This window comes from Microbacterium sp. LTA6, from assembly GCF_045690355.1.
Lineage (GTDB): Bacteria > Actinomycetota > Actinomycetes > Actinomycetales > Microbacteriaceae > Microbacterium.
In genome coordinates this window covers 3,757,706-3,770,992 of the sequence record NZ_CP147855.1, presented here as the reverse complement: position 1 = coordinate 3,770,992, position 13,287 = coordinate 3,757,706, and the positions used below count along the sequence as shown (strand labels likewise).

Genomic DNA, 13,287 nt, shown 5'->3' with positions numbered 1-13,287 from the left:
ACCTCTCCGCAGCGGGAGGAACACCTGATGGACTACATCATGTTGGGCGTGGGGCTCCTTCTCACGGTCGGGACCGGCCTGTTCGTCGCGAGCGAGTTCGCGCTGGTCAATCTCGACCGTGCCGACCTCGAAGCCCGACAGGCCAAGGGGGAATCGCGACTGGCGCTGACGATCAGCGCTCTGAAACACACGTCGACGCATCTGTCCTCGGCTCAGCTCGGGATCACGCTGACGACTCTGCTCACCGGTTACACGATGGAACCGGCGCTCTCGAACATCCTCGGCCCGACGCTTCTGACCTGGAGGGTTCCCGAAGCGGCCGTCTCGCCGATCGCGACGGTGGTGGCCATGACGGTCGCGACCGTGGTGTCGATGATCCTCGGCGAACTCGTCCCCAAGAACTTCGCGCTCGCCCTTCCGCTGGCGACGGCGAAGCTGGTGATCCCGTTCCAGATCGCCTTCACGACAGTGTTCAAGCCCGCGGTGATCGTGCTCAACGGCAGCGCGAACGCGGTGCTGCGCGGCATGGGCATCGAGCCGAAGGAGGAGCTCTCAGGTGCGCGCACCGCAGAGGAGCTCTCCTCGCTGGTGCGGCGATCGGCGCGAGCCGGCGTGCTCGAAGCCGACACGGCGAGTCTGCTGGACCGCAGCCTCAGCTTCGCGCGGCTCACCGCGGCCGACGTGATGACCGCACGGCCGAGCATGCACGCGATCGCGGCAGGTGACTCGGCGAATGACGTCATCCACCTCGCTCGGCGGACCGGACACAGTCGATTCCCGGTGTACGACGATGATCTCGACGACATCACCGGTGTCGTGCACCTGAAGGCCGCCGTCTCGGTGCCGCGCGAGCGCCGCGCCGAGGTCCCCGTCGGGGCGCTCTCCACTGAGCCGCTCCGGGTGCCGGAGACCGTTCATCTGGACGGACTCATCTCCGAGCTGCGCGCGCGCGGCTATCAACTCGCCGTCGTCGTCGACGAGTACGGCGGCACGGCGGGCCTCGTCACCCTGGAAGACCTCGTGGAGGAGATCGTCGGCGAGGTCTCCGACGAGCATGACCGCTCCAAGGCCGGCATCGTCCGCGGGCGCGACGGGGTCGTCTTCCCCGGTGAGCTGCGTCCTGACGAGCTTCGCCGTCGCGCAGGCGTCGAGGTCCCGGAGGGCGATGTCTACGACACGGTCGGCGGCTACATCATGAGTGTTCTCGAGCGCGTGCCCTCCAACGGCGATGAAGTGACCCTCGACAGCGGGATCCTGCAGGTGGTGCGGATGGATGGACGTCGGGTCGACCGCATCCGATACATCCCCAGACCGCACGAGATCGAAAAGGAGGCGACCCGATGAACGATTGGGCAGGCCTCGTCTGGCTCGTGGTGCTCCTCGCAGCGAACGCCTTCTTCGTCGGCGCCGAGTTCGCGGTGATCTCCGCACGGCGCTCGCAGATCGAACCGCGTGCGGAGCAGGGCTCCCGTGCGGCCAAGACCGCGCTGTACGCGATGGAGCACGCGACGCTCATGCTCGCGACATCGCAGCTCGGCATCACAATCTGTTCGCTCCTCATCCTGAACGTGTCCGAGCCGGCGATCCACCACCTTCTCGCGCAGCCCCTGCACGCGATCGGGTGGTCGGATGGTGTCGTCGACGCGGTCGCCTTCGCGGTCGCGCTGCTCATCGTCTCCTTCCTGCACGTCGTGTTCGGCGAGATGGTGCCGAAGAACCTCGCGTTCTCGGTGCCCGACCGGGCGGTGCTGATCCTGGCACCACCCCTGGTGTGGGTGTCGAAGGTGTTCATGCCGGTCATCTGGCTGCTCAACGGTGCGGCGAACGCCGTGCTGCGGCTGTTCCGCGTGGAGCCGAAGAATGAGGCGGCTTCGACGTTCACGCTCGAGGAAGTGGCGACGATCGTCGATCAGTCCCGGCGGGAGGGCGTGCTCTCGGATGCCTCGGGCACGCTGGCCGCGGCGTTGGAGTTCACCGACAAGAAGGCCCGAGACATCGCCGTCCCGCTGGACGATCTCGTGTCCCTGCCCGAATCGATCACACCTGATGAGATCGAACGGGCTGTCGCGCGTTATGGATTCTCGCGGTACGTGATCGTCGACGGCGAGGGCGCTCCGATCGGGTATGTGCATCTGAAGGACATCCTGCGCACCTCAGACGGAGCGGATGCCGTTGCCAAGGCCGCGCAGCCGGTGCCGAAGAAGCGCATCCACCACATGGTCCCGGTCCAAGAGGACACGGACCTGGAAGATGCTCTCGCGCTGATGCGTCGAGCCGGCCGCCACCTGGCGAAGGTGCGCAATGCGCAGGGCGAGACCACAGCCGTGCTGTTCCTCGAGGACATCCTGGAGGAACTCGTCGGCGAGGTGCAGGATGCGACCCGGCGCGTGATCAACCGAGGGCAGTGACGGTCAGCGCCAACGGGCGCGAAGGTACTGCGAAGGCCACGAGACGTCCGCGCCGAGTTCGTGCGCGGCCCGGAGCGCGAAGTGGGGGTCTCGAAGCCACTCGCGGCCGGCGAAGATCGCGTCGGCCGCGCCCTCCGCGAGTACCCGCTCCGCCTGCTCGGCCGCGGTGATCAGGCCGACGGCGGAGACCGGGATGCGGCCGCCCTGGCGCACCGTCTCGGCCAGCGGTACCTGATAGCCCGGGAACAGGTCAATCTGTTGGTGGGCGACGAGCCCGCCGCTGGATACGTCGATGAAGTCGGCGCCGTGCTCCGTCGCCCATCCGCCGACGACCGCTGCCTCCTCGGGAGTGAAGCCGCCGTCGGCGTGATCCGTCGCGGAGATGCGTACCAACAACGCCACGTCCTCGCCGGATTCCGCGCGCACCGCGTCGATGACACGCAGCAGCAGTCGGGCGCGGTTCGCAAGGGTCCCGCCGTACTCGTCGGTGCGCTGATTCGACAGCGGCGACAGGAACTGGTGCAGCAGGTAACCGTGGGCGCCGTGGATCTCGAGGACGTCGAATCCGGCATCCAGTGCCCGACGTGCGGCCGCGGCGAAGGCGTCGACCAGGCGCTCGATCCCGGTGATCTCGAGGGCGATCGGGGCGTCGAACCCGTCGAACGCGACGGCAGAGGGCGCCACGGTGCTCCACCCGCCGTCGCCGACCGGAACGGAGCCGCGATCGTCGGCCCAGGGCCACCACGTCGATGCCTTGCGTCCGGCATGTGCGAGCTGGATGCCGGCGACCGCACCGCGATCGTGGATCGCCCGCACGATCGGCGTCCAGGCGTCGCGCTGCTCGTCGTTCCACAAGCCCGTATCCCGGGGCGAGATCCGACCCTCCGGCGCCACGGCGGTGGCCTCGGCGACGACGAGACCGGCACCGCCGGATGCGAACTGGGCGAGGTGCGTGTGGTGCCACTCCTGCGGCATCCCGTCGACGGCGCTGTACATGCACATCGGTGACACCCAGAGCCGGTTGCGGAACTCGACCGAACGAAGACGAAGCGGAGAGAAGAGAATGCTCACCTCTCGACCGTAGTGCGCGCGCGACGACCCGAGGCGCTCGCACTAACGTGGAGTCATGGTCGAGGTTCGTGAGTGGTCCCGTGCGGACACCGTGCCGTTCCTGCGCGTTCCGTCGCCGGCCGACGACAAGTATTCGCGAGGCGTCGTCGCGCTGCGCACCGGATCGGATGCGTACCCGGGGGCGGCTGTGCTCGGTGTCGAGGCCGCCTGGCGCGCCGGCGCTGGCTATGTCCGTTACGTCGGCGAGGGAAAGGCAGCGGATGCGGTGATCGCGCGGCGGCCGGAGACGGTCACCGGCCGTGACACCGGCCGCACCCGCATCGGCGCGTGGGTGATCGGCTCCGGCACGGACCCCGGGCACCGGAGCCACCAGGAGCACGAGGCGCTGCGCGAGATTCTCGCCGGCGTCGTGCCTGTGGTCGTCGATGCCGGTGCGCTCGATCTCGCCGTCGCCGCGAACGCGCCGGCCCTCGTCACACCGCACGCCGGAGAGTTCGCTCGGCTGCGAGAGCTGATGAAGCTTCGCGCGGACGCGGACAGAGCGGCGGAGGTGGCGCAGACGGCAGCAGCGCTCGGCGCAACGGTGCTGCTGAAGGGGGCCAAGACTCTCATCGCCTCCGCGGATGCAGCGATCATCACGGTCGAGGCGGGGACGGGCTGGCTCGCGGCGGCCGGCACCGGAGACGTGCTCGCCGGCATCCTGGGCGCGCTGATCGCGGCGAATCCTGACGCACCGCTCGCCGAGACGGCAGCGGCCGGAGCCTGGCTGCACGGACACGCCGGGCGGCTGGCCGCAGGAGCCACCGCCGGAGCCCACGGGCATCCGATCGTGGCCATGGACGTCGCCGAGGCGCTGCCGTCGGCGATCGCGGACCTGCTGTCGTGACCGCCGCCCGCACCGGTCGACTCCTCGCGCTCTGGGCGGCGTTCCTCGGCGTGCACCTGCTCATCGCCGTACTCGGCTGGATCTATCCCAGCCAACCGATGGGTGACGTCGTCCTCGTCTATGAGCCCTGGTCGGCCTCGGCGCTCGGTGGGGGAGCGATCGTGGGCGTCACCGAGCAGTGGGTCTATCCGCAGCTGGCGCTGCTGCCGATGCTCCTGGCCAAGCTCCTCTCGATGCCGCTCGTGCCGCTGCTCGGCGTTTCCGGCGCCTATCTCATAGCCTGGGCGGTGCTGGTGACCGTGCTCGACGCCGTGGCGTTCGGTGTGCTCCTCGGTCGCGTGGCGTCGCGGCCGCATCGGAGCGCTGCCTGGTTCTGGTCGGCGGCGCTGCTCCTGCTCGGGCCGATCGCGATGTACCGGATCGATGCGATCACCGTGCCGATCGTCGTGGTCGGCGGGCTCTGGTTGCTCAGGCGACCGGCGGTCGCGGTCGCGCTGCTCACGATCGGAGCATGGATCAAGATCTGGCCCGGCGCCGTGGTCGTGGCCGCCATCCTCGCCTCGAGGACCCGCGTGCGGATGCTGGTCACCGCGGCCGCCGTGACGGCGGTCGTGATCGTGCTGCTCTTCCTGCTCGGGGCCGACGCAGAGCTGCTCGGATTCCTCACGGAGCAGACCGGCAGAGGCCTGCAGATCGAAGCGGTCGCCGCGACGCCGTTTCTCTGGCTCGCCATGGCCGGATCCGCGCGGATCGAGTACAGCTTCGACATCCTCACCTTCCAGATCGCTGCGGACGGTGCGGATGCCGTCACCGCCGTGCTCACGCCGCTCATGTTCGCCGCGGTTCTCGCGATCGCCGCGATCGGCGCCATGAAGGTCATGCGCGGGGCATCCTTCCCGCGGCTGTTCCCGCCGTTGGCGCTCGCACTCGTCGTCACGCTCATCGTCACCAACAAGGTCGGCTCCCCGCAGTTCCAGACCTGGCTGATCGCACCGGCCCTGCTCTGGATCGTTCTCGATCGCGTCCGCGCACACGTTCCGGCCATCATCGTGCTCGTCCTGTGCGCACTCACCTGTTTCATCTACCCGCTCACCTACGATGCGCTCCTGCGTGCCGAGCTCGTGCCCGTCATGATGCTGTCGGCGCGGAATATCCTGCTGGTCATCCTGCTCGCCGTCGGCATCCGCGCGCTGGTGCGGGTGCCGACGAAACCCTGAACACCCGGAGGTACTCCCATGCTCATCGCCTTTTCCGTCGCCCCCAGCGGCACACCGGCCAGCGGTGCCGAGAGCACGGACGGTTCCGTGCACGATGCGGTAGCGGCTGCCGTCCGTGTCGTGCGCGAGTCCGGCCTGGCCCACCGCACGACCAGCATGTTCACCGAGATCGAGGGACCCGACTGGGACACGGTCATGGACGTCGTGAAGCGAGCGACGGAAGCCGTGATGCCTTTCGGCTCCCGGGTGTCGCTCGTGCTGAAAGCCGATATCCGCCCTGGTTACTCCGGCGAGCTGGATGCGAAGGTCGACCGCCTGGAGGCGGCGATCGAGGGCGGGTCGGACCGGTAGCATCGAAGGGTGAATCCCTCGACTGAATCGAGGGGTGCGGCGAAGAGGGCGCTCCTCTCTCTCGCCATCGGCAGTTTCGGCATCGGCATGACCGAATTCGTGGTCATGGGCCTGCTGCCCAACATCGCCCGAGACCTGCTGCCCTCCGTCTGGAACGCCAGCCAGGAGGACGCGCTGGGCCAGGCCGGCTGGCTGATCTCGCTGTATGCGCTCGGAGTCGTCATCGGCGCACCGACGATCGCCGGCTTCGTCGCGCGTTTTCCGCGACATCGCGTGATGATCGTCCTCGCGCTCGCGTTGACCGTCTTCAACGCGCTCACGGTCGTGCTGCCGTCGTTCGAGCTCGTCGGAGCGTCACGGTTCCTCGCCGGGCTCCCGCACGGCGCCTACTTCGGCATCGGCGCACTCGTCGCCGCCGACGTGATGGGGCCGGGCAACAGGGCCAAGGGCGTCGCCTTCATTCTCACCGGTCTCACCATCGCGAACGTCGTCGGCGTGCCGCTGGGCACATTCCTCGGCCAGCAGTGGGGCTGGCGAACCGCCTTCCTGGTCGTCACGCTGGTGTTCGCGCTGGCGACGCTCTGCATCGCGCTGTTCGTACCGGAGCATCCGGGGGAGCCGGGTCGCACGATGCGCGCGGAACTCGGCGTGTTCCGCATTCCGCAGGTGTGGTTCACTCTCGCCGTCGGCGCGATCGGGTTCGGCGGCTTCTTCGCGGTGTACAGCTACATCGCCCCGTTGGTCACCGAGGTCGCCGGATCGCCGGCATGGACCGTGCCGATCGTGCTGGTGCTCATGGGCGTCGGCATGACCGCCGGAAACCTCGTCGGTGGACACCTCGCCGACATCGATCTGCGTCGAACGATGCTCGTCGGCCTGACAGCGATGGCAGTGGTGCTCGCACTGCTCGCCGTGCTGTCGTTCTGGATCGTGACGCTCGGTGTGCTCGTCATCGTCGTCGGTTTCGTGTCGTCCGTGCTCAGCCCCACGATCCAGACACGCCTCATGGACGTCGCCGGCGACAACCAGTCGATCGCGGCGGCGCTCAACCATTCGGCCCTGAACATCGGCAACAGCCTCGGTGCCTTCCTCGGCGGAGCGGTGATCGCCGTCGGGTGGGGGTTCACGGCTCCTGCATGGACCGGGGCGGCGCTCGCGGTGATCGGGCTCGTCATCGCGGTCGTCTCGTACCGGGTCGAGGGGCGCCGCCCGACGACGGTGCTGGTGGCCGCTCGTTCGTAGCCGGGCCGGTCGTCGGGCGCCCGGTCATAGAGTGTGGGAGTGACCGACACCGAGATGCTCGCCGTCGCCGGCACCGTCGTGCTGCTGCGCGACGGCACGGACGGCCTCGAGGTCCTGCTGATGCGCAGGCCCGAGCGGGGTTCCTTCGCGGATGCGTGGGTGTTCCCCGGGGGCCGTGTCGAGGATGCGGATCGCGAGCCGTCGGAGGCCGAGGACGAGGATGCCAGGCGTGCGGCGATCCGCGAGACGTTCGAGGAGGTCGGGATCGTCGTCTCCGACCTGGTCGTGCTCTCCTGCTGGCATCCGCCCGTCGAGGCTCCCCGGCGGTTCCGCACGTGGTTCTTCGTCGCCGCTGATCCCGGTGGCGACGTCCTGGCGTCGACCGACGAGGTCATCGACGCCGTCTGGATCCGACCGGGCGACGCTCTGGCTCGGCACGGCGCAGGGGAGTGGACGCTGTTCCCGCCGACCTGGATGACGTTGCGTCACCTCGCCGCGTTCGTCGATGCCGCCACGGCGCTCGCGGCAGCAGGGGAGCCGCAGACCTTTCGCACAGTGGTGAACCGGACGGCCGAGGGACAGGTCTTCACCTGGGGCAATGACCGCCTCGAAACGGGGTCGTTGCCGTGGCGGTACCGACCGGGCTGATCTCAGCTCGCCAGCAGTCGCCGCAGGTGCGCCCCCACGGCCTCCGTCTCGATCAGGAATCCGTCGTGACCGAAGTCGCTCGCGAGCACCACGGCCTCGGCGCCGTCGAGGGTGCTCGGGATGCTGCGGGCGATGCGATGCTGCCCGTCGATCGGGAACAGCCGGTCGCTGTCGATGCCGAGAACGAGCGTCGTCGCGGTGACCGAGTGCAGTGCCTCTTCGACGCCGCCGCGGTCGCGTCCGACATCGTGCGAGTTCATCGCCTCGACGAGGGTGACATAGCTGTTCGCATCGAAGCGGCGGGTGAACTTGTTCCCGTGGAAATCGAGGTACGACTCCACAGCGAAGCGTCCGCCGTGGCCGAGCGGCGAGACGCCTGACTGCCAGGACCGCTGGAAGCGCTGATTGAGTTCGATCGGACTGCGGTAGTTCAGCAGCGCCATCCGGCGCGCCAGGGCGAGCCCGCGGTGCGGTCCGTCTCCGTCGCCGAGGTCGTAGTACTCGCCGCCTTGGAAACGTGGATCCATCCGGATCGTCTCGGTCTGCACGGTGTTCAGCGCGATCTGATCGGCAGTCGTCACCGGCGGCGAGGAGAGCACGCCCAGCCGTTGCACGCGCTCCGGGTGCGACACGGCCCACTCCAGCGCGTGCATGCCGCCCATCGAGCCACCGATCACGGCGGCCCACGTGTCGATACCGAGAGCGTCGGCGAGGCGGACCTGGGCTGCCACCTGGTCGCGGATGGTCAGGTACGGGAAACGCGACGCCCACTCGTAGCCGTCCGGCGCGACACTGGCTGGTCCGGTCGACCCCTGGCATCCGCCCAGCATGTTGGGGGCGATGACGAACCAGCGGTCGGTGTCCAGAGGAGCTCCGGGTCCGGTGATCTGCTCCCACCATCCCGCGGTGGGGTGACCCGCGCCGGCTTCGCCGCGAAGATGGCTGTCGCCGGTGAGCGCGTGCAGCACGAGCACGGCGTTGTCCCGTTCGGAGTTCAGCTCGCCCCAGGTCTCGTAGGCGAGACGGATGCCGGGAAGCTCGGCACCGCTTTCGGTACGGAACGCCCCGAAACCGGCGAAGCGCCGGTTGCCGACGGGGTCGCCGTCGCGCCAGGCGCCGGTCGCCGGGGGTCGCGCGCGGAGCAGGCGTACATCCGCCTCCGTCACCGGTGCCGACGGCACGGTGTCCTCAGAGGTCGTCTGCCAGTCCATTCCTCCATTGTCGCGTGGAAAGGCGACCGACCGGCGAAGGTTACGGTTCTGCGTCCTTCGTGCGGGCTACGCTCGAGGCCATGCGGACACGGGTGGGAGCAGGAACGGTCGCCATGCTGCTGGGAATATCGTGCCTCACGGCGTGCACCCCGCAGGCGTGGCAGTACGACGCAGCTCCGGCTCCGACGAAGACGGCTCGACCAGCGGCTCTTGATCGGTTCACGGACTATTTCGATGACGAGCCGATACCCGATGGCGCGAACGCGATGTGGGGATCATTCGGAGTCGTCGGGCAGGTCGCACCCCAGGGGTGGCACGATCGGAACGCCGCGGCGGGCGATTACTCCGTCACGGTCAGGTGCGCCGGTGCCGAGGTCGTCGACCTCTGGTTCAGCGAAGGGGACGAGATCGACCACCGGGCCGCGCCCACAGGGAGCATCCAGTGCCCGTCGAGTGCGATCGTGGCAGTGAAGACGAGCACGCCGGGCTGGATCATCGAGCTCGACAGCCGTGGCGAGACCGGCGCCTACGTGGTCACCGCGACCCCCGCGGCCTGACACCCGTGCGGAGACGCGGGGCGTGTGCCAGACGCACGGATGCCCCGGACCGCAACGGCCCAGGGCATCCGGTGTATTGAACGAGATCAGGCGCGAGCCGCCTCCGAGACGCGGCGTGCCGCGGCCAGGGCCTGGTCGAGGTCGGCCTTGAGGTCGTCGATGTTCTCGAGACCGACGGACAGACGCACGAGACCGGGGGTGACGCCGGCGGTGAGCTGCTGCTCGGGGGTGAGCTGCGCGTGGGTCGTGGATGCGGGGTGGATGACCAGCGAACGGACGTCGCCGATGTTCGCGAGGTGGCTGAACAGCGTCAGGCTGTTCACGAACTCGCGACCGGCCTGGACGCCGCCCTTGAGCTCGAAGGACAGCACAGCGCCGACACCCTTCGGTGCGTACTCGTTCGCCTTCGCGTACCAGGGGGAGGTGGGCAGACCCGAGTAGTTGACGGCTGCGACGTCATCGCGGTTGTCGAGCCACTCGGCGATCTCCTGCGCGTTCTGCACGTGGCGCTCGATGCGCAGCGACAGCGTCTCGATGCCCTGGATGAGGTTCCAGGCGCTCTGCGGAGCGATCGCGGAACCGAGGTCGCGCAGCAGCTGCACGCGCGCCTTGATGATGTAGGCGAGGCCGTCGCCGACAGCCGCCGTGTACGACGCTCCGTGGTACGAGGGGTCCGGAACCGTGAGGCCGGGGAACTTGTCGACGTTCTTCGACCACTCGAAGCTGCCGCCGTCGATGATGGCGCCGCCGATGGTCGTGCCGTGGCCGCCGAGGAACTTCGTGACCGAGTGCACGACGATGTCGGCACCGAACTCGAACGGGCGGATGAGGTACGGAGTCGCGATCGTGTTGTCCACGATGAGCGGCACGCCGCTGTCGTGTGCGACGTCGGCGACGGAACGGATGTCGAGGACGTTGATCTGCGGGTTGCCGATCGTCTCTGCGAAGAAGAGCTTGGTGTTGGGGCGGACCGCGCGGCGCCACTCTTCGGGGTCGTCCTGGTTCTCGACGAAGGTGACCTCGATGCCGAGCTTCGCGAGCGTGTACTTGAAGAGGTTGTACGTGCCGCCATAGATCGAGCTCGAGGCGACGATGTGGTCGCCGGCTTCGGCGATGTTCAGCACCGCGAAGGTCGAGGCGGCCTGGCCGCTGGAGAGGACGAGAGCGCCGGTGCCGCCCTCGAGCGCGGCGAGACGCTTCTCGAGCACGTCCTGCGTCGGGTTCTGGATACGGGTGTAGATGTTCCCGAACTCGGCCAGGGCGAACAGGTTCGCCGCGTGGTCCGCGTTGTCGAAGACGTAGGAGGTGGTCTGGTAGATCGGCGTCGCGCGGGCCTTCGTCACCGGGTCGGGAGCAGCACCGGAATGGATCTGCTTGGTCTCGAAACGCCAGGTCTCGGATTCGGACATGCTGTTCCCCCTGGGAGCGGATTGAAAGGTCGGATGGCGGATGCCGTTGCAGCGAGCGTACGGAGGATGGCGGGATGTCAACAACGACCGGGAAATGTGACGTAACAAGCCATGCGGCGGGCGCACGCGAAAACCGCACGCGAAAGTCGTACGGTGGAGGCATGGTGAACAGGCGTGCGGTAGTGACAGGTGCGAGCTCGGGGATCGGCGCGGCGACGGTGCGTGCGCTGAGGTCGCGCGGATGGGACGTCGTCGGAGTCGCGCGGCGCGAAGACCGCCTGGCCGCGCTCGTCGCCGAGACCGGGGCGTCCGCGATCGTCTGCGATCTGACCGACGCCGAGGCGGTCGCAGCGCTCATCACCGAGCTCGAGGAGACCGGGCCGGTGCACGCACTCGTACAGGTCGCCGGCGGAGCGCGCGGCACCGACAGCATCGAGGACTCCTCGATCGACGACTGGCAGTGGATGTTCGATGCCAACGTGCTGGCGACGCAGCGACTGGTCGCAGGCCTCCTTCCGCTGCTGCGCCGCGCCGCCGACGAAGACGGCCATGCCGATACCGTCTTCGTGACATCGACAGCCGCCCAGGTCGCGTACGCGGGCGGAGGCGGCTACAACGCGGCCAAGGCTGCCGAGGGGATGCTGGTGCGCGTGCTCCGGCAGGAGCTCAACGGCGAGCCGATCCGCGTCGTGGAGGTCGCTCCTGGCATGGTGCACACCGAGGAGTTCACGCTGAACCGGCTCGGCGGCGACGCTGTCGCTGCGGAGTCCGTGTACGCAGGCGTCGAGGCGCCCCTCCTCGCCGAGGATGTCGCAGATGTCATCGCCTACGCGCTGCAGGCGCCGGGGCACGTCAACCTCGACCTGATCACGATGCGACCTGTCGCCCAGTCCGCTCACCATCTCCTGGCCAGGGGACCGTTGCGCGTCCGGCTGGACAACTGAGCAGTGCCGAAGACTCTCGCGGACCTCGCGACCGAAGGCCGGATCGATGTCGGTTGGGCGGAGGCTCTCGCCCCCGTCCAGGGCGTCATCTCCGAGATCGGAGAACGGTTGCGGGCGGAGCAGGCCGCGGGTCGCGGATATCTCCCCGCCGGTGAGAACGTGCTCAGGGCGTTCCAACGCCCGCTGTCCGACGTGCGCGTGCTCATCACCGGGCAGGATCCCTATCCGACGCCCGGTCATCCCATCGGTCTCTCCTTCGCGGTCGAACGCGACGTACGGCCGCTGCCGCGGAGCCTGGCGAACATCTACAAGGAGCGCGAGAGCGATCTCGGCATCCCACCCGCCCCGCACGGCGATCTCACCGCCTGGAGCGATCAGGGCGTCCTGATGCTGAACAGGGTGCTCACGGTGCAGCCGGGCGTGCCGGGCTCCCATCGCCGCTGGGGCTGGGAGCAGGTCACCGAACTCGCCATCCGCACCCTGGCCGCGCGGGAGCAGCCGCTCGTTGCGATCCTGTGGGGCAAGGACGCGGCGAACCTGCAGCCCTTGCTGGGGGCGACGCCCGTGATCGCCTCCGCGCACCCGTCGCCGCTTTCCGCGAGCCGAGGCTTCTTCGGATCCCGGCCGTTCTCGCGCACCAACGCGCTTCTCGAGGCGGCAGGAGCCGCAGCCGTCGACTGGCGGGTCGAGGGCGAGCCCGCCGATTCTCTAGGCTGAGCGCATGCAGTTCGAACCCGGCGACCGCCGCCGCCGCATCCCCCGCCATCTGCGCAGGCCCGAGCCTGCTCCTGACGTGTTCTCGTACACGATCAGGGCGGCGACGGCGACCGATCTCCCGCACGTCCGCGAGATCTACAACCACTTCGTGAGCAACTCCGTCGTCACCTTCGACGAGCGGCGCAGCAGCATCCGGTATTGGCGCGACAAGTTCACGCTGCTGTCGAAGCTCGGACTTCCGTTCCTCGTCGCGGTCTCACCGGCCGGGGAAGTGCTCGGCTACGCGCTCGCGGCACCCTGGGCGAGCAAGACCGCTTACCGGTACACCGTCGAGGACTCGATCTATCTCGGGCCAGGAGCGGCCGGGAAGGGGCTCGGCGCAGCCCTTCTGCAGGCGCTCATCGAGGCGTGCGAGCAGATCGGCCTCCGTGAGATCGTCGCCGTGATCAGTGACACCGGGGCCGAGGCGTCGATCCGTCTGCACACGAAGCTCGGCTTCGTCGAAGTCGGTCGGATGGGCCGGGTCGGCTTCAAGTTCGGACGCAATCTCGGCACGGTGTATCTGCAGCGCTCGCTGCGGCCGACGGGTCGGCGGCGGCGCCGGATCATCGGCCGCGGTCAGTGAC

The 13,287-nt window shown here is 68.7% G+C and carries 14 protein-coding genes; 11 read left to right on the top strand and 3 right to left on the bottom strand.

What is annotated here, in order from left to right; all coding sequences use genetic code 11:
* The first annotated feature begins 27 nt into the window (after positions 1-27).
* Together LTA6_RS18075 and LTA6_RS18070 are read left to right on the top strand one after the other, a co-directional pair.
* Positions 28-1,344: a hemolysin family protein gene (locus LTA6_RS18075; protein ID WP_341975248.1), complete on the top strand. Its 1,317-nt coding sequence runs from the start codon at positions 28-30 to the stop codon at positions 1,342-1,344.
* Entirely contained in the window at positions 1,341-2,408 is a 1,068-nt protein-coding gene (locus LTA6_RS18070; RefSeq protein ID WP_341975246.1) for a hemolysin family protein, read from the top strand. The genes LTA6_RS18075 and LTA6_RS18070 overlap by 4 nt, the downstream gene beginning before the upstream one ends.
* 3 nt (positions 2,409-2,411) lie before the next feature.
* Here LTA6_RS18070 and LTA6_RS18065 read toward each other — a convergent pair whose 3' ends face one another.
* Positions 2,412-3,479 carry an NADH:flavin oxidoreductase/NADH oxidase gene (locus LTA6_RS18065; RefSeq protein WP_341975245.1) on the bottom strand — a complete coding sequence of 356 codons (1,068 nt, stop codon included), beginning with the start codon at positions 3,477-3,479 and terminating at the stop codon, positions 2,412-2,414.
* A 55-nt stretch (positions 3,480-3,534) separates the two neighbouring features.
* On the opposite strand from LTA6_RS18065, the gene LTA6_RS18060 reads away from it, so the two are divergent.
* Genes LTA6_RS18060 through LTA6_RS18040 form a run of 5 tightly spaced genes read left to right on the top strand, consistent with a single transcriptional unit; the run spans position 3,535 to position 7,823 of the window.
* The gene (locus LTA6_RS18060; protein WP_341975244.1) at positions 3,535-4,365 is read left to right on the top strand and encodes an NAD(P)H-hydrate dehydratase; all 831 of its coding nucleotides are present in this window, start codon (positions 3,535-3,537) and stop codon (positions 4,363-4,365) included.
* Positions 4,362-5,582 carry a hypothetical protein gene (locus LTA6_RS18055; protein WP_341975243.1) on the top strand — a complete coding sequence of 407 codons (1,221 nt, stop codon included), beginning with the start codon at positions 4,362-4,364 and terminating at the stop codon, positions 5,580-5,582. The genes LTA6_RS18060 and LTA6_RS18055 overlap by 4 nt, the downstream gene beginning before the upstream one ends.
* A gap of 18 nt (positions 5,583-5,600) precedes the next feature.
* The gene (locus LTA6_RS18050; RefSeq protein WP_341975242.1) at positions 5,601-5,933 is read left to right on the top strand and encodes a thiamine-binding protein; all 333 of its coding nucleotides are present in this window, start codon (positions 5,601-5,603) and stop codon (positions 5,931-5,933) included.
* 9 nt (positions 5,934-5,942) lie between these two features.
* Positions 5,943-7,175, top strand: coding sequence for an MFS transporter (locus LTA6_RS18045; protein ID WP_341975241.1), 1,233 nt, complete (start codon positions 5,943-5,945; stop codon positions 7,173-7,175).
* 39 nt (positions 7,176-7,214) lie between these two features.
* A complete protein-coding gene (locus LTA6_RS18040; RefSeq protein WP_341975240.1) occupies positions 7,215-7,823 on the top strand; it encodes an NUDIX hydrolase in 609 nt (202 codons plus the stop codon).
* Between the two features lie 2 nt (positions 7,824-7,825).
* Here LTA6_RS18040 and LTA6_RS18035 read toward each other — a convergent pair whose 3' ends face one another.
* A complete protein-coding gene (locus tag LTA6_RS18035) occupies positions 7,826-9,034 on the bottom strand; it encodes a homoserine O-acetyltransferase (protein WP_341975239.1) in 1,209 nt (402 codons plus the stop codon).
* Positions 9,035-9,114: 80 nt separating this feature from the next.
* Between LTA6_RS18035 and LTA6_RS18030 the strand changes: the two genes are divergently transcribed.
* Complete coding sequence (locus tag LTA6_RS18030; RefSeq protein ID WP_341975238.1) at positions 9,115-9,591, top strand: hypothetical protein; 477 nt, start codon at positions 9,115-9,117, stop codon at positions 9,589-9,591.
* Positions 9,592-9,677: 86 nt separating this feature from the next.
* On the opposite strand, the gene LTA6_RS18025 is transcribed toward LTA6_RS18030, so the two are convergent.
* A complete protein-coding gene (locus tag LTA6_RS18025; protein ID WP_341975237.1) occupies positions 9,678-11,000 on the bottom strand; it encodes a bifunctional o-acetylhomoserine/o-acetylserine sulfhydrylase in 1,323 nt (440 codons plus the stop codon).
* A 161-nt stretch (positions 11,001-11,161) separates the two neighbouring features.
* Here LTA6_RS18025 and LTA6_RS18020 point away from each other — a divergent pair, with 161 nt between their 5' ends.
* From LTA6_RS18020 to LTA6_RS18010, 3 genes are read left to right on the top strand one after another with little or no spacing between them, the layout of a single operon-like run.
* Positions 11,162-11,944, top strand: coding sequence for an SDR family oxidoreductase (locus LTA6_RS18020; RefSeq protein WP_363545874.1), 783 nt, complete (start codon positions 11,162-11,164; stop codon positions 11,942-11,944).
* 3 nt (positions 11,945-11,947) lie between these two features.
* Positions 11,948-12,661, top strand: a complete 714-nt coding sequence (locus tag LTA6_RS18015; protein ID WP_363545877.1) for a uracil-DNA glycosylase — start codon at positions 11,948-11,950, stop codon at positions 12,659-12,661.
* Between the two features lie 4 nt (positions 12,662-12,665).
* Positions 12,666-13,286 carry a GNAT family N-acetyltransferase gene (locus LTA6_RS18010; RefSeq protein ID WP_407358360.1) on the top strand — a complete coding sequence of 207 codons (621 nt, stop codon included), beginning with the start codon at positions 12,666-12,668 and terminating at the stop codon, positions 13,284-13,286.
* The last annotated feature ends 1 nt before the right edge of the window (position 13,287 follow it).